Raw genomic sequence first — 14,242 nt, 5'->3', positions numbered from 1 at the left:
CGCTGGAAACTTCCAAATTGCGGCGCGAGGTCTCGGACCTCAAGCTGCGCAGCGGCGAGACCTTCGACCTGATCGGCATGTCGTCAGCGATGAGCCAACTGCGGCAGACCATCGAGCGTGTCGCGCCCACCAACAGCCGCATCATGATCATCGGACCGTCGGGTTCCGGCAAGGAACTGACGGCGCGCGCCATCCACGCGCTTTCGGCGCGCAAGAACGGGCCGTTCGTGACGCTGAGCGCCGCCACCATCACGCCGGAACGCATGGAGATCGAGCTGTTCGGCACCGAATCGAACGGCACCGAACGCAAGGTCGGCGCGCTGGAGGAGGCGCATCGCGGCATCCTCTACATCGACGAGGTCGCCGACATGCCGCGCGAGACGCAGAACAAGATTCTGCGCGTGCTGGTCGAGCAGCAGTTCGAGCGGGTAGGGGGCACAAAGCGGGTCAAGGTCGACGTCCGCATCATCTCCTCCACAGCGCAAAACCTGGAGGCCATGATTGCCGATGGCCGCTTCCGCGAGGACCTTTATCATCGCTTGGCGGTGGTCCCCGTCACTGTGCCGGGTCTCGCCGAACGGCGAGAGGATATTCCGTATCTCGTCGACAATTTCATGAAGCAGATCGCGCGTCAGGCCGGCATCAAGCCGCGCCGCATCGGTGACGACGCGCTGGCCGTGCTGCAGGCGCACAACTGGCCGGGGAACGTGCGCCAGCTGCGCAACAATGTCGAGCGGCTGATGATCCTGGCGCGAGGCGGCGACGTCGACGCGCCGATCACCGCTGACCTTCTGCCCTCCGAGATCGGCGACGTCATGCCGCGCACCCCCAACCAGTCGGACCAGCACATCATGGCGCTGCCGCTGCGCGAGGCGCGCGAGCAATTCGAGAAGGACTATCTGATCGCCCAGATCAATCGCTTCGGCGGCAACATCTCGAAGACGGCCGAGTTCATCGGCATGGAGCGATCAGCCTTGCACCGCAAGCTGAAGTCGCTGGGCGTGTAAAGGCAATCCAGGAAAAGTGGGCAGCGCCGGTTGGGGTCGGCGGCTTCGCCGTACCATTCCGTCTGGAATTGCCCAAAGCCGGCTGGCCCACGCGATTGTTCATTACGGCAGCGGCGGAATCGCTTAAGAGAGCCGGACATTTCCCTGAGGTAGCCCATGCCGCGCATTGCCTATGTCAACGGGCGCTACGTTGCCCATGCCGACGCCCGCGTCCATATCGAGGATCGCGGCTATCAGTTCGCTGACGGCGTCTATGAGGTCTGCGAGGTGGCGCGCGGCTTTATCGTCGACATGCCGCGCCATCTGGCCCGGCTCAAGCGCTCGCTCAAGGAATTGTCGATCGCATGGCCCGTCTCGGAAGGCGTCCTGCCGATGCTGCTGCGCGAGGTGGTGCGCCGCAACAACGTCGTCAACGGCCTCGTCTATCTCCAGGTGACGCGCGGCGTCGCCAGCCGTGAATTCGTCTTTCCCGCAGTCGGCACCCGCCCGTCCTTGGTTATAACCGCCCGGAAGGCCGACCCCTCTGCTGCCGCCAAGCGGGTTGAGACCGGCATCAAGGTCATCACCGTCCCGGAGAATCGCTGGGACCGCGTCGACATCAAGAGCACCGGCCTGCTTGCCAATGTGCTCGCCAAGCAGAAGGCCAAGGAAGCCGGCGCCCAGGAGGCCTGGTTCGTCGACTCCGACGGCACGGTCAAGGAGGGCGGCTCGTCCAATGCCTGGATCGTCACCCGCGACGGCGTTCTGGTGACGCGGCCGGCCGAACACGGCATCCTGCGCGGCATCACGCGCACGACACTGTTCGACGTCGCCGAAAAGCTCGGTCTGAAGATCGAGGAGCGTGGGTTTTCGATCGCCGAAGCCAAGGCAGCGCGCGAGGCTTTCATCAGTTCCGCGACCACGATCGCCATGCCGGTAGTCGAAATCGACGGCGTGCCGATCGCAAACGGCCACCCCGGTTCCATGACACTTTCGTTGCGGCAGGCATTTTTTGACATTGCGGAAAAAAGTCCAGCCTGATAACCGCAAAGGTGGAATGAACCTCAACTATCTCGTTCTGCTTGTCGTTTAGGCGGCAAGAGGGGGTTTGCGCGCTTGACAGGCGCCGCGTAATTTGGCGCATTGGCCTGCAGACCGAAGGGGATCGGCGAAAGACAAAAACAATGGCGGAACGATCGCAAAACCTTCAGGACCTGTTCCTGAATTCAGTTCGCAAGAGCAAAAATCCACTTACCATCTTTCTCATCAACGGTGTGAAGCTGACCGGCGTGGTCACTTCGTTCGACAATTTCTGTGTGTTGTTGCGGCGCGACGGGCATTCCCAGCTCGTCTACAAGCACGCCATTTCCACGATCATGCCGAGCCAGCCGGTTCAGATGTTTGATGGCGAGGAAGGCCAGGGCGCCTGATTGGCACGTGAGCATGACGCGGACCGCAGAGTTCGCGGGAAACAAGGACATCAACTCGGGCCGGAAGCCAAGGATCCGACCCGGGCCGTTGTCATTGTGCCGGTGCTTGCGCGCCAGCCGCGGGGCGATGACGATTCGAGCCGCCCGCGCCTGAGCCGCTCGGCGGATGCCCGCCACGACGAGGCGGTCGGGCTTGCCAGCGCCATCGACCTGGACCCGGTCCACACCGCGGTGGTGACGGTCACCGATCCCCGCCCGGCAACGCTGCTCGGCAGCGGCAAAGTGGCGGAATTCGCCGACATCGTGAAGGAACGCAAGGCGGAATTGGTCATCGTCGACCATCCGCTCACGCCGGTGCAGCAGCGCAATCTCGAGAAGGAACTGAACGCCAAAGTGCTCGACCGCACCGGGCTTATCCTCGAGATCTTCGGCGAGCGCGCCAGGACCAAGGAAGGCACCCTGCAGGTCGAGCTGGCGCATCTCAACTATCAGAAGGGTCGGCTGGTGCGCAGTTGGACCCACCTCGAACGGCAGCGCGGCGGCGCGGGTTTCCTGGGCGGTCCCGGCGAAACGCAGATCGAATCCGACCGGCGGATCCTGCAGGACAAGATCACTAAGCTCAAACATGAGCTGGAAACGGTTCGCCGCACCCGCGACCTGCACCGCGCAAAACGCAAGAAGGTGCCATTTCCGGTAGTTGCGATCGTCGGCTACACCAATGCCGGAAAGTCGACGCTGTTCAACCGGCTGACCGGGGCAGGGGTGCTGGCGGAGGACATGCTGTTCGCCACGCTCGATCCGACGCTGCGCCGCGTGCGCCTGCCGCACGGCACGCCGATCATCCTGTCGGACACGGTCGGCTTCATCTCGGACTTGCCGACTCATCTGGTCGCGGCCTTCCGGGCGACGCTGGAAGAGGTCGTCGAGGCCGATCTCGTGCTGCATCTGCGCGATATCTCTGATCCGGACACGGCAGCGCAGGCCGAGGATGTCGAGCGCATCCTTGGCGATCTCGGCGTCGATGCCGCGGACACCAGCCGCGTGATCGAGGTGTGGAACAAGATCGACCTGCTCGACGAAGGCAATCGCGAGCGCCTGCTTGCCGAGAGCGCCGGCGGCAAGGCGCCGCCGATCGCGATATCGGCAGCGACCGGCGAGGGGATCGATGCGCTCAAGGCGCTCATCGAGGCCAGAGTGTCGGGCGAGTTGGAAACGATGACGGTGACGTTGAGCCCCGCTGAGCTCGGCCAGGTCGACTGGCTCTATCGCAATGGCGATGTCGTCTCGCGGAGCGACAATGAGGACGGCAGCGTCACCATCTCACTGACGGCCACGCACAGCGCCCGCCAGGAGATCGAGACCCGGCTGAACCGCAGGAACCACGGCTAGACCGCTGCTTTTCTTGCGTTTTTGGCCTGCTGCCAGAGGGTTTCCATCTCGTCCAAAGTCGCCTGTTCCAGCGACCTCCCGGAAGCCTCCAACTCCCGCTCGACATAATGGAAGCGCGAGCGGAACTTCTCGTTGGTGCCGCTCAGCGCGGCTTCGGCATCAAGTCTCAAATGGCGGCCGAGATTGACGACGGCAAACAGCATGTCGCCGAACTCATCCTTGATGGGTGCCGCGTCGCCCGTGACCAGCGCCTCGCGCAGCTCGCCGATCTCTTCCTCTATCTTGTCGAGGATGGGTGCTGCCTCGCTCCAGTCGAAGCCGACGCGCGCAGCCTTCTCCTGCAGCTTCAACGCGCGGGTCAGCGCAGGGAGCGCAACCGGCACGCTATCGAGATAGCCCTTGCCGTGATCTTCCGGGTCGAGGCCGCGCGCGATGCGGGCGTTGCGCTTGTCGGCCTTCTCCACCGCCTTGATCTTCTCCCACATGCCCTTGGCCATGCCGGCGCTGCGCGCCTTCTCGTCGCCGAAGACATGCGGGTGACGGCGGATCATCTTGGTGGTGATCGCCTCGACAACGTCGCCGAACGCGAACTCGCCAATCTCCTGCGCCATCTGCGCGTGGTAGACGACCTGCAGCAGAAGGTCGCCCAGTTCCTCTCGCAGATCGTCGAAGTCGCCGCGCGCGATCGCATCCGCCACTTCATAGGCTTCCTCGATCGTGTAGGGGGCGATGGTGGAAAAGTTCTGCTCGATGTCCCAGGGGCAGCCGGTCTTCGGCGCTCTCAGTGCCGCCATGATCTCGATCAGACGGGAGATGTCTTTGGAGGGTTTCATGCAACAAACCCTAGCGCGCGCCGCGGCGGGCAACCAATCCCGCCGGCTGGCAAAAGCCGATTGTCCACAGTTGCGCCGGCGCTCAGTCGAGCACCGAAACGATCGCCTTGGCGAGCTCGTCCATGCCGTCCTCAGGCAGACCTGCCACATTGATGCGGCTGTCACCCACCATATAGACGGCGTGCTTGGTGCGCAGCCGCTCAACCTGCGCTTCGGTGAGCCCCAGGCGGGAGAACATGCCGCGATGGCTGGCGACGAAATCGAAGCGATCGGAGTTGGATTGCCGACGCAACGCCTCGGCGAAGGCGACACGCAGCCTGAGCATGCGCAGCCGCATCTCCTCGAGTTCCGTCTCCCAGACCTTCTTCAGATCGGCGTCTTCCAGCACCATGCGTACGGCCGCAGCGCCATGGTCCGGCGGCATCGAATAGAGCGCTCGCGCCGCTGCCAGCATCTGGCTCATCGCCACGTCGGCCTGTGCGCCGTCCTTGGCCATGATCATGGCGGAACCGACGCGGTCGCGATAGACGGCGAAATTTTTCGAGCAGCTCGAGGCGACGACCATCTCGGGCACCTTGCCGGCGAGCAGCCGCAGGCCGGCGGCATCGGCGTCGAGCCCTTCGCCAAAGCCCTGATAGGCGATGTCGACGAAAGGCAAAAGGCCGCGCTCAAGCAGAACGTCGGCAACGTTCGCCCATTGCGCAGCATCCAGGTTGGCACCGGTCGGGTTATGGCAGCAGCCATGCAGCAGCACGATATCCCCGCTATTGGCGGTCTTGAGCACCGCCAGCATGTCGTCGAAACGGACAGCGCCGGAAACAGCGTCGAAATAAGGATAGTCGCGCACCTGTAGGCCGGCGGCGCGCATCACCGGCAGGTGGTTCGGCCAGGTCGGATCGGAGAGCCACACCGTCGCGCCTGGGCGCGTGCGCTGCAGAAGCTCGGCCACCAGCCTGAGCGCGCCCGATCCGCCCGGCGCCTGCGCTGCGCGGATGCGCGAATGATCGGCCTTCTCGCCGAAGGCAAGCTTGATCATGGCGGCGTTGAAGCCGGTGTCGCCGGCGAGGCCGAGATAGGTCTTGGTGTCCTGGGCCGCGAGCAGCCGCTTCTCGGCCTCGCGCACGGCCCGCATCACCGGCGTCCTGCCGTCACGATCCTTGTAGACGCCGACACCGAGGTCGACTTTGCCGGGGCGCGTGTCGGCGCGGTAAAGGCCGATCAAAGCAAGGATCTTGTCGGCGGGCGCGGGCTGCAGGGTCTCGAACATCGATAGGGCTCCAGTGGCGGCGGAGTGATACGCAAATCGGCCGCGCTTCGCCAGCGGTTTCCTCCGTTTGCCCATTCGGTCCTGGCTCTCCCGAGGCCGGCGCAACTCCTCGCGGGAATCGCAGAAAGAAACGGCAGCCAGGGATTAAAATCCCCACATGGTCCGTAAACAGGGCATGAAACGGTCGATGGCACGCTTCGATATCGTCGGGCAGTTGGGCTCGCTGCGGCGCTACGCACGCTCGCTGACGCGCGACAGCGCCGATGCCGAGGATCTGGTCCACGACGCGCTGGTGCGCGCCTATGAGCGGCGCGGCACCTTTCGTTCGGGCGGCAACCCGCGCGCCTGGCTGCTGGCGATCCTGCACAACATCTTCATCGACCGCATGCGCTCGCGGCGGTCCGAGGCAGCGCGCATTGAGCAGGCAGGCCGTCTCGCCGAGCAAAACATGCCGGCGTCCCAGGACCATTCGGTGCGCCTTTCGCAGGTGCGCGAAGCCTTCCTGTCGCTGCCGGAAGAGCAGCGCGCCGCGCTGCATCTCGTCGCCATCGAAGGGTTGAGCTACGCGGAGGCCGCCGACGTCAGTGGCGTCCCGCTCGGAACCCTGATGTCGCGCATCGGCCGCGCTCGTGCGGCGCTGCGCGAGATGGAGCAGGGCGCTCCGGCGCGCGGCAAAAATCACCTGAGGATCGTGGGAGGTGAATCATGACCGCCATCGTCGATCCGGTGACCGATGCCGATCTCGACGCCTATGTCGACGATCAGCTCGACGTCGCCCGCCGCATCGAGGTCGAGGCGTTCCTGTCCGCTCGTCCCGAAGTGGCTGCGCGTGTGATGTCGGATCTCAGAACGCGCGACGAGTTGCGCGTGGCGCTGGCCGGGCCAGGCGCAATGGCGCGCCCGGCGACGACCGACGCGGCGCGTCGGCTGGAGAGGGTGCTTGTCAGGGACCGTGCCTTTTCCGTGCTGCGGCGCGCCGCGGCCGCCGCCGTGCTGGTGGCGGCGGGGTGGCTTGCGAACGGCGTCTTCGGGCCGATTGCTGTCAGCAAGGTGGTCGCGTCGACGCAGCCGCCCGCCTATGTCGAGGAAGCGGTGAGCGCGCACCGGACGACGCTGGTGCGTGAGACGATGCCGTCCCAGGCCGAAGCGCCGAATTACGATGCCGACGAGATCCGCGCCGCGACCGCGATCGTCATGCCGTCATTGCCCGACGACTGGCGGATCCGCGATGTTCAGATCTATCCGTCGCGGTTCGGGCCGAGCGTCGAGATGGCACTCGAAACGAAGGACCTCGGGCTGGTGTCGCTGTTTGCGATCAGGCCAGGCACCTTCGACGTCGTGAAGCCCAGCGTCGCGCCCTTGGGCGATATCTCGTCCGCCTATTTCCAGATCGGCGAGGTCGCTTACGCCGTCGTCGGACAAGGCGATGCCGGCGATCTCGACCGGGCCGCCGAAAAGCTCGCCCGCACTCTCTATTGAAGCAGCCAATCGAACCGACCAAACCAAGGAGAAACGAAATGAACAGCCCTAATCTTGGATACCGAATGGGCACCGGCGTTCGGGCCGGTGCCGTCTATGACGAGGGCCTGCGCCGGCACATGCTGCGCGTCTACAACTATATGGGCCTCGGGCTCGTCGTGACCGGCCTCGTCGCCCTTGTTGTGGCCTCGACGCCGGCGCTCTACGTCCCGATCTTCTCCACGCCGCTGAAATGGGTGGTGATGCTGGCGCCGCTCGCCTTCGTCATGTTCTTCTCCTTCAAGATGCAGACAATGTCGGCGGCGAGCGCGCAGGCGATGTTCTGGGCCTTCTGCGCGGTCATGGGCCTTTCGCTCGCTTCCGTGTTCCTGGTGTTCACCGGCACCAGCATCGCGCGCACCTTCTTCATCGCCGCCACCATGTTCGGCGCCACCAGCCTCTACGGCTACACGACCAGGCGCGACCTGACGCAGTTCTCGTCCTTCCTGATCATGGGCCTGATCGGCGTGGTGATCGCGAGCCTCGTCAACCTGTTCCTCGGCTCGACCGCGCTGCAGTTCGCCATCTCCGTGATCGGCATCGCCGTCTTCATCGGCCTGACCGCCTGGGACACGCAGACGATCAAGGAGCAGTATGCCGAGAATTTCGACGCGGAATCGCAACAGAAGCTCGCCGTCTTCGGCGCCTTCTCGCTGTATCTCAACTTCATCAACATCTTCCAGCTGCTGCTGAATTTCACCGGCGAACGCGAATAGTCCGGACCGTAGCAGGCAACAGCTTCGAACCGTGGCCGACGGGTAAACCGCTGGCCACGGTTTGTCTTTTGGCATCGTGTCTGGCGTGGCAACGCTGTCGGTCGTTTGCGGCGGCTGCTTGAGGGGGTGCCGCACTGCCTGCTGCCCTTGAGTTCAGGCGAGGCCTTTTGCTAGCCTGCCGGCCCGACCAGCCAGTCGCGAGGACGCATGGAACAGCTGACGCTTGACGGTGACGGCATCTCGGCGACCATCGTCGGGCAGGGGGCCGAGCTGGTCTCCTTGCGCGATGCCGAAGGCACGCAACTTCTGTGGCAGGCGGGGCCTGAATGGCGGCGTCATTCGCCGGTGCTGTTTCCGATAGTCGGCCGGCTGAAAGGCGACCAGTTGCGCCATCGCGGCAAAGCCTATCCAATGACGCAGCATGGCTTCGCCCGCGACAGGCGCTTTGCCTGGGTGGAGCAGGGACCTTCCTCCTGCACGCTGGTCCTGACCGATGACACCGAGACCCGCACCCGCTACCCATTCGCCTTTCGGCTGGCCATAAGCTACAGCCTCGGCCCCAGCCAGCTTGGCGTGACCTTCGAGGTCGCCAACACAGGCGACGAGGTGCTGCCGGCCTCGGTCGGTGCCCACCCGGCCTTCAACTGGCCTTTGCTGCCGGAATTGCCCAAGGAAGCCTACCGGCTGACCTTTGCCGACGATGAACCCGCTCCGATACGGCGCCTGAAGGACGGGCTCATGCTGGCGACGCCGCAGCCAACGCCCGTCGAGGGCAAGACGCTTGCCCTCTCCGAGCGGCTGTTCGATGACGACGCCGTCATTCTGGACCGGCCCGCCAGCACCAGCGTGCGCTATGCCGCCGGGCGGGGGCCGGCGATCGAAATGTCGTGGCAGGGATTCAACGAATTGGGCATCTGGTCCAAGCCCGGCGGCGCGCCGTTCCTCTGCATCGAGCCCTGGCATGGCGTTGCAAGCCCGGTCGATTTCGACGGCGAATTCGCCGACAAGCCGGGCGTGATGCTGATCCCGCCAGGCGCCAAGCGCAAGTTGACCTACCGGATCACCATCAGCCGGGATGCGTGAGGCATGGCGTTCGCGATCAAGGCCGAGGTCAAGGATCCGCTGGCCGGGACATTCTCATTCGCGGCGCAGAAAACCATGTATGGCGGCAAGCATATCGCCGAAGGCGACACGATCTTCGTGTTCGCCAGCGAAAACGAAGGCGGGCAGGGGCTCATCGCGCGAGGTGTCGTCATGTCCTCGCAGGCAATTGCGAAACGACCCGATCTTGAACGGCAGACGCCCCGTGTTAGCGTTTCCATCCGTCGCGCCGCCCTGGCGACCAGGCGGTTGGGCCGCGACGAGCTCAAGCGCTTCAAGGATTGGAAGGACGGCCGGCCGGAGACGGAGCTCAATTTCAAATTCTATCGCCAGGCGACGAACAAGATCGTCGGCATCTCGCGTGAGACGGCGGCTTTTCTCGATGGGTTTTTTTAATCGCGGGACAGGCCCGGCGCGCTAGCCGAGCAAGAAACCTCAGCTAATTCAGTCGATTAGTTGTGTTCGCTTGCGGCGAACTTATAGCTTAGCCGTGCCATGACCACGTCGGCCCTGGCCTTGACCTTGTAAGTTTCGGGATTGGCCCCCAGCGAACCGTCGTCGAACACATTGGGGCCGGTGCTGGTCTTGGAGCCGAGATCAATATGAGTGTAGTCCACGCCAAGGCTCAGCTTGTCGGTGAGGGCGTAATCGATGCCGAGACCCAGCGCATAGCCGTTGTGCCAGTCGTTCTGCTCGTATGTGACTAGGGCGTCGTTGTCGCGCGCTTTGAAACCGACCTCGCCGCCGGCGTAGCCGCCCTTCGCATAGACCAAGACACGGTCGAACGCGTAGCCGATCCGGCCGACCACCGTCATAATGCTGGATCCTGCCGGTCTCGGTATCGCTATCGGGGAAGTATGGACTGACGATCGTCTTCCTGATCCCCGTTGCGGTCCATGAGGCTTCGCCGCCCAACACGAACTGGTTCCACTGGTACTGAGCGCCGACCTGCACGCCGCCAGCTATGTTGGTGTCGCGGAAATGGAACCCCTCGGTTCCGGCGGGGACCAGATCCGTGAAGAAGCCGCCGTTCGGCTGCGCGACGTCGGTGGCTGTGATATCTCCATTGGCGACGCCGATATGCGCGCCGGCATAGAAGCCGCTCCAGTCGTAAGCCGAGCCGGCGACCGGACCGGTCATGTCCGCAGCCGAAGCCCCAGTCGCGCTGAGCCCAGCCAGCGCGGCGATTGCAAGAAAAGTTCTCACTGAATGTTCCTCCGACCCAAATCAGACCCCATTGAGAGCGCGATCATAGCAAGGTATCGCCGGCTAAGCTGTGACGATTATGTCGCACAGCGATAAAATCAAAGGTTGCAAATTGAGACTGTATCAACCTTGATGGCGACGGCCGCCGAAGACATGCGGCGCCGACGGGCAGGGCGCCAGCCGAAAGGCTGGCGCAGCTTGCATCGACGGCGCAACACGCTTCGTTGTAAACATTCCGGCCACATGATTTGAAGGAGACGCAACATGGACCGATTCACCGGCGGCTGCCTGTGTCGTAATGTCCGACTTGTGGCGTCGGGCCGCCCATACAGGGTCTGCATCTGCCATTGTCTCGATTGCCGCAAACATCATGGCGCGCTCTTTTATGCTTCGGCGGTATTCCCTCAGGACGCGGTTACGATCGACGGTGAGACGCGCGACTATGCCGGGCGGTTTTTCTGTCCGCGCTGCGGTTCGTCCGTTTTCGCACGCACCGCGGACGAGATCGAAGTGCATCTCGGGACGCTGGACGCCCCAGACCAGCTAGCCCCGACCTACGAAAGCTGGATCATCCGTCGCGAGTCGTGGCTGCCGCCGTTTCCAGTCAGCAAGCGATACGAGCGCGATCGCGAGGCGACGAGCCGCTTCGAAGAATAGGTCGCGCCATTCCATTCTGGCCGTCAGTCCGGAAGCCCGGCCTTGCGGAACCCGTCAACGAAATGCTCGAGCATCGCGTCGTCGCGGAACGGCTCGGTCCAGACCCAGTGGCTGGTCGTGAAATGCGGGTTGGCGATAAGGAACATCTCGACCTCCGCGCGCGCCTCTTCGAACCGGCCGAGCTGCGCAAGGCTTGCCGCCAGGAAACGGCGTGAGCTGGTCCGATAGGTCTCGTCCCGGCGCAGCGTCTCGATGGCGGCTTCATAGTCGCGGGCCGCATATTGCGCGGCGCCGAGCGTGAGATAGTACCAACTCGGCGGAAACGGGTTCAGCCGGAACGCCTTGCGAATATGCTCGAGGCCCTCTTCGATCCGCCCGGCTAGGACCTCGATGTCGGACAATGTCGCCCAGGCGTCGGCCTCGTTCGGATCGAGCTCGAACGCTTTGGCGAATTCGGCATCCGCCTCGCCGAAGCGATGCTCATAGGCAAGCAGGTTGGCAAGCACCCAGCGGCAGCCGGCGTCGTTTGGGTCGATCGTCACGGCTTTGCGGGCCAGCTCCAAGGCAATGCTCCGGTTGGGGTCGACGGGCTCGCCCCAATGCACCCATCCCATCCAATGGTTCATGGCGAGCCAGCGATAGGCTTCGGCATACTCCGGATCGAGCGAGACCGCGCGCGTCAGCATCAGATGCGCCTCCCGCGCCGTCTGAGGCGAGTCGTCGATCAGTTTTCGCGCCCGCACGCACAGATCGTAGGCCTCGAGATTCTTGGGCCGATTGCGCGGCGGCTGCGTGCGCAGCCGGCCGAGCAGCGCCTCCACGATCTTGGCCGTTACCTCGTCCTGGACGGCAAAAATATCTTCCAGACTGCGATCGAAGCGTTCCGCCCACAGATGTTCACCGCTCACCGCGTCGACAAGCTGCGCGTTGATGCGCACACGCCCCGCGGCGCGCCTTGCGCTCCCCTCAAGCAGGTAACGCACGCCAAGGTCCTCGGCGATCGCGCGCACATCCATCGGCTTTCCCTTGTAGACGAAGACCGAGTTGCGCGCGATGACGAACAGTCCCGCGTTCCTGGACAGGTCGGTGATCAGGTCTTCGGTCAACCCGTCCGCGAAGGATTCCTGCTCGGGATCATTGCCGAAATTGACGAAGGGCAGCACGGCTATCGAAGGCTTGCCGGGCAGTGGCAAAGGTTTTCGTTTCGTCTCGCCAAGCTGTTCGATGACCCCCGTGAAGCGATAGCCGACGCGCGGCACCGTAGCGATCCATTCACCGCCGTCGGCGGCGGGGCCGAGCAGCTTTCTGAGCTGCGCGATCTGGACGGTGAGGTTGCCTTCCTCGACGGCCGTGCCCGGCCATGCCGCGTCCATCAGCTCGGCCTTGGCCAGGATTTCGCCGGGACGTTCCACGAGCGCGGCAAGCAGCTTCAGCCCCCGATAGCCGGCGGCCACGGGGACATCGTTCCGAAGCAACGTTCCCGCAGCTGAATCAAGCACGTACGGGCCGAAGGCAAAGCGCGATCCCTGCATGCGGCGCATCTATAGAGCAATTCCAGGAAAAGTGTGAGACGGGTAGAGCAGTTCGTCATGTCCGATGAACCGCTCAGGCCGATTTGGAAGTTTTGAGAACTATTTGGATGCGCTTAATTACGGCGCAGCCCGCATCCTGCAGAATCCAACCACATCAGGTGGAAGGCCCCAACTCGAAAAGCATGGGGCCGCAAACCATAGGAGGTTGCCATGAACGACACGTTTGCATCGATCCCGCAGCTGGCAACGCTGGTCGGGCAGGCATCGCGCCGGCGCTACAGCCTGCAGACCCTGCGAGGCATGATCGCGGCCCGGCGCGAGCAGATACGGTTTCGCTGGGATCTGAAGCGGATATCAGAGGCCAACCCGCATCTGATCGACGATATCGGACTGACGAAAGAGCAGGCCGAGGAAGAGATCGCCAAGCTGCCCTTCTGGCAAAGATAAACGCGGATGTGGCGTCAACGCTGATGCCGGCAGCGCAGTCCCACGGGGTAGGGAGGTCCTGCATGAGCTCGAAGCGACATCCCGACGCTGCGCAGGCCGACTTGCACGAGGCCGGCGATATGCGGCATCTCGCTCGCCCGGCGCATCGGGCTCGAATAGCCGTAGCGTTCGCCATAGACCTCGTCGCGCCAGTCGATATGCGCGTCGATCTGCAGGATCCAGACCGGTCCGTGACCGGCAAAGCCGGCGAGAAAGGGAATGACCACGGAATCGTCACCGCCGAGCAGGATCGGCACGGCCGACGCGGCCAGGACCTCGCGCGTCTTCGCCTCGATCCGCGCCCGGTTTCTCTCATTATCGTGCATGACGGTCGAGATGTTGCCGGCATCGACGCAGCAGACCGCCTTGCCGTCGAACAATGGACCGCCGAGATCGAAATCCCAATGCTCGACCAGCGGCGCATCGTCCTGGCTCGCAGCGCGGATGGCGTCGGCGGCCAGAGCATGGCCGCTGCTGTCCTTTCCCGGATAGGTGCTGCATGACCGGCACCGTAGATCACCATGCGAGGCGCGCAGCCTCCGGCGAGGCGATCGGGAAAGCCAAGAAAGGAAGATGAAGAGGTCATTGTTCAATAGTCCGAATGTGAGCTCTCGCGGCGAGGGGCACGTCGATAGGATCGATTTATCGCCTCTACGTGATCCATATCAGAAAGTCGCATAAGATAGATTATGCTGTTTCGCTGCGAAACTTTTGCGAACGGGAATGCTACTTCCCGTTGCTTGTTCGATCTGATTTGCGGACTTCCGTCAACTAGTCCACTCACAATCTTGTGAATAGGCCACGTGGCCTTATGAACACCACGGGACAAAGCGTTTTCCCGACCCTTTTCCGCCTTGTGGCGTATTGTTCCGAGGCCGCGCCTTGCAGTGGGGCCGTTTGTCGTCACGCACCGAGGGTGAAAGCTTCGCTTGAGACGTTGCGGCCCTTTGAAGCGGCTTGGATGAGGCCTCGGAGATTTTGAGCCGGGACAGGTTGCGCTTGCCACTTTCGTTTGGCGCTGAGAGCCCAGCCGCGCGGCGGCTGTCGTGCGCTTGGACAAGCGCACGGCGACGGCTTTCGCCGCGCTCTATTTGGCGACGGATCGCTTGTTCGGCCCGTAC

Annotated in this window: 15 protein-coding genes and 1 pseudogene; 11 read left to right on the top strand and 5 right to left on the bottom strand. The window is 63.6% G+C overall.

From position 1 onward, the window contains the following. From EOA32_RS08845 to hflX, 4 genes are all read left to right on the top strand, one after another. A partial coding sequence (locus EOA32_RS08845) for a sigma-54 dependent transcriptional regulator (protein WP_145971278.1) occupies nucleotides 1–1,007 on the top strand: 1,007 nt, incomplete at its 5' end. A gap of 156 nt (nucleotides 1,008–1,163) precedes the next feature. Continuing rightward, nucleotides 1,164–2,027, top strand: a complete 864-nt coding sequence (locus EOA32_RS08840; protein WP_128371513.1) for a D-amino-acid transaminase — start codon at nucleotides 1,164–1,166, stop codon at nucleotides 2,025–2,027. A gap of 143 nt (nucleotides 2,028–2,170) precedes the next feature. Beyond that, nucleotides 2,171–2,416, top strand: coding sequence for an RNA chaperone Hfq (gene hfq / locus EOA32_RS08835; RefSeq protein ID WP_066989720.1), 246 nt, complete (start codon nucleotides 2,171–2,173; stop codon nucleotides 2,414–2,416). After that, nucleotides 2,417–3,805: a GTPase HflX gene (gene hflX / locus EOA32_RS08830; protein WP_128371512.1), complete on the top strand. Its 1,389-nt coding sequence runs from the start codon at nucleotides 2,417–2,419 to the stop codon at nucleotides 3,803–3,805. It begins immediately after the preceding gene. Here the strand turns inward: hflX and mazG are convergent. Further along, complete coding sequence (gene mazG / locus EOA32_RS08825) at nucleotides 3,802–4,638, bottom strand: nucleoside triphosphate pyrophosphohydrolase (RefSeq protein ID WP_066989727.1); 837 nt, start codon at nucleotides 4,636–4,638, stop codon at nucleotides 3,802–3,804. The two genes, hflX and mazG, sit on opposite strands and share 4 nt — an antisense overlap. Nucleotides 4,639–4,720: 82 nt before the next feature. Then, the gene (locus tag EOA32_RS08820) at nucleotides 4,721–5,905 is read right to left on the bottom strand and encodes an amino acid aminotransferase (RefSeq protein WP_128371511.1); all 1,185 of its coding nucleotides are present in this window, start codon (nucleotides 5,903–5,905) and stop codon (nucleotides 4,721–4,723) included. Between the two features lie 187 nt (nucleotides 5,906–6,092). Between EOA32_RS08820 and EOA32_RS08815 the strand changes: the two genes are divergently transcribed. The 5 genes from EOA32_RS08815 to EOA32_RS08795 all read left to right on the top strand — a co-directional run bounded on the left by EOA32_RS08815 (nucleotide 6,093) and on the right by EOA32_RS08795 (nucleotide 9,636). After that, nucleotides 6,093–6,614, top strand: coding sequence for a sigma-70 family RNA polymerase sigma factor (locus EOA32_RS08815; protein WP_245418591.1), 522 nt, complete (start codon nucleotides 6,093–6,095; stop codon nucleotides 6,612–6,614). After that, nucleotides 6,611–7,384, top strand: coding sequence for an anti-sigma factor (locus EOA32_RS08810; RefSeq protein WP_095830109.1), 774 nt, complete (start codon nucleotides 6,611–6,613; stop codon nucleotides 7,382–7,384). The genes EOA32_RS08815 and EOA32_RS08810 overlap by 4 nt, the downstream gene beginning before the upstream one ends. Before the next feature lie 38 nt (nucleotides 7,385–7,422). Continuing rightward, on the top strand, nucleotides 7,423–8,139 hold the full coding sequence (locus EOA32_RS08805) for a Bax inhibitor-1/YccA family protein (RefSeq protein WP_066989741.1): 717 nt from the start codon (nucleotides 7,423–7,425) through the stop codon (nucleotides 8,137–8,139). 207 nt (nucleotides 8,140–8,346) lie between these two features. Further along, the gene (locus tag EOA32_RS08800; protein WP_095830108.1) at nucleotides 8,347–9,222 is read left to right on the top strand and encodes an aldose 1-epimerase family protein; all 876 of its coding nucleotides are present in this window, start codon (nucleotides 8,347–8,349) and stop codon (nucleotides 9,220–9,222) included. Between the two features lie 3 nt (nucleotides 9,223–9,225). After that, nucleotides 9,226–9,636 (top strand): hypothetical protein, encoded by a 411-nt coding sequence (locus EOA32_RS08795; protein WP_066989746.1) that lies wholly within the window; start codon nucleotides 9,226–9,228, stop codon nucleotides 9,634–9,636. 56 nt (nucleotides 9,637–9,692) lie between these two features. Here the strand turns inward: EOA32_RS08795 and EOA32_RS39740 are convergent, their stop codons facing one another. Then, complete coding sequence (locus tag EOA32_RS39740; RefSeq protein ID WP_245499210.1) at nucleotides 9,693–10,055, bottom strand: outer membrane beta-barrel protein; 363 nt, start codon at nucleotides 10,053–10,055, stop codon at nucleotides 9,693–9,695. Between the two features lie 655 nt (nucleotides 10,056–10,710). Here EOA32_RS39740 and EOA32_RS08785 point away from each other — a divergent pair. Further along, the gene (locus EOA32_RS08785) at nucleotides 10,711–11,103 is read left to right on the top strand and encodes a GFA family protein (protein WP_095825420.1); all 393 of its coding nucleotides are present in this window, start codon (nucleotides 10,711–10,713) and stop codon (nucleotides 11,101–11,103) included. Nucleotides 11,104–11,126: 23 nt separating this feature from the next. On the opposite strand, the gene EOA32_RS08780 is transcribed toward EOA32_RS08785, so the two are convergent. After that, a complete protein-coding gene (locus tag EOA32_RS08780) occupies nucleotides 11,127–12,644 on the bottom strand; it encodes a winged helix-turn-helix domain-containing protein (protein ID WP_245430610.1) in 1,518 nt (505 codons plus the stop codon). Nucleotides 12,645–12,845: 201 nt separating this feature from the next. On the opposite strand from EOA32_RS08780, the gene EOA32_RS08775 reads away from it, so the two are divergent. Next, nucleotides 12,846–13,082 carry a hypothetical protein gene (locus tag EOA32_RS08775; RefSeq protein WP_067321326.1) on the top strand — a complete coding sequence of 79 codons (237 nt, stop codon included), beginning with the start codon at nucleotides 12,846–12,848 and terminating at the stop codon, nucleotides 13,080–13,082. Nucleotides 13,083–13,162: 80 nt separating this feature from the next. Here the strand turns inward: EOA32_RS08775 and EOA32_RS08770 are convergent. After that, a pseudogene (locus EOA32_RS08770) lies at nucleotides 13,163–13,707 on the bottom strand (arginase family protein); the annotation flags it as partial. Nucleotides 13,708–14,242 lie beyond the last annotated feature (535 nt).

The sequence above is a fragment of the Mesorhizobium sp. M1A.F.Ca.ET.072.01.1.1 genome (assembly GCF_004023325.1).
Lineage (GTDB): Bacteria > Pseudomonadota > Alphaproteobacteria > Rhizobiales > Rhizobiaceae > Mesorhizobium.
Note: the sequence above shows the minus strand (reverse complement) of the source record. Positions and strands in the feature narration are given on the sequence as shown.

Excerpts from the sequence above, each read along its gene's own strand:
- EOA32_RS08795 (WP_066989746.1), top strand. The coding sequence starts at position 9,226 with ATGGCGTTCGCGATCAAGGCCGAGGTCAAGGATCCGCTGGCCGGGACA.
- EOA32_RS08775 (WP_067321326.1), top strand. The coding sequence starts at position 12,846 with ATGAACGACACGTTTGCATCGATCCCGCAGCTGGCAACGCTGGTCGGG.
- EOA32_RS08810 (WP_095830109.1), top strand. The coding sequence starts at position 6,611 with ATGACCGCCATCGTCGATCCGGTGACCGATGCCGATCTCGACGCCTAT.
- EOA32_RS08840 (WP_128371513.1), top strand. The coding sequence starts at position 1,164 with ATGCCGCGCATTGCCTATGTCAACGGGCGCTACGTTGCCCATGCCGAC.
- EOA32_RS08800 (WP_095830108.1), top strand. The coding sequence starts at position 8,347 with ATGGAACAGCTGACGCTTGACGGTGACGGCATCTCGGCGACCATCGTC.
- mazG (WP_066989727.1), bottom strand. The coding sequence starts at position 4,638 with ATGAAACCCTCCAAAGACATCTCCCGTCTGATCGAGATCATGGCGGCA.
- EOA32_RS08780 (WP_245430610.1), bottom strand. The coding sequence starts at position 12,644 with ATGCGCCGCATGCAGGGATCGCGCTTTGCCTTCGGCCCGTACGTGCTT.
- EOA32_RS08785 (WP_095825420.1), top strand. The coding sequence starts at position 10,711 with ATGGACCGATTCACCGGCGGCTGCCTGTGTCGTAATGTCCGACTTGTG.
- EOA32_RS08805 (WP_066989741.1), top strand. The coding sequence starts at position 7,423 with ATGAACAGCCCTAATCTTGGATACCGAATGGGCACCGGCGTTCGGGCC.
- EOA32_RS08815 (WP_245418591.1), top strand. The coding sequence starts at position 6,093 with ATGGCACGCTTCGATATCGTCGGGCAGTTGGGCTCGCTGCGGCGCTAC.
- EOA32_RS08820 (WP_128371511.1), bottom strand. The coding sequence starts at position 5,905 with ATGTTCGAGACCCTGCAGCCCGCGCCCGCCGACAAGATCCTTGCTTTG.
- EOA32_RS39740 (WP_245499210.1), bottom strand. The coding sequence starts at position 10,055 with ATGACGGTGGTCGGCCGGATCGGCTACGCGTTCGACCGTGTCTTGGTC.
- hfq (WP_066989720.1), top strand. The coding sequence starts at position 2,171 with ATGGCGGAACGATCGCAAAACCTTCAGGACCTGTTCCTGAATTCAGTT.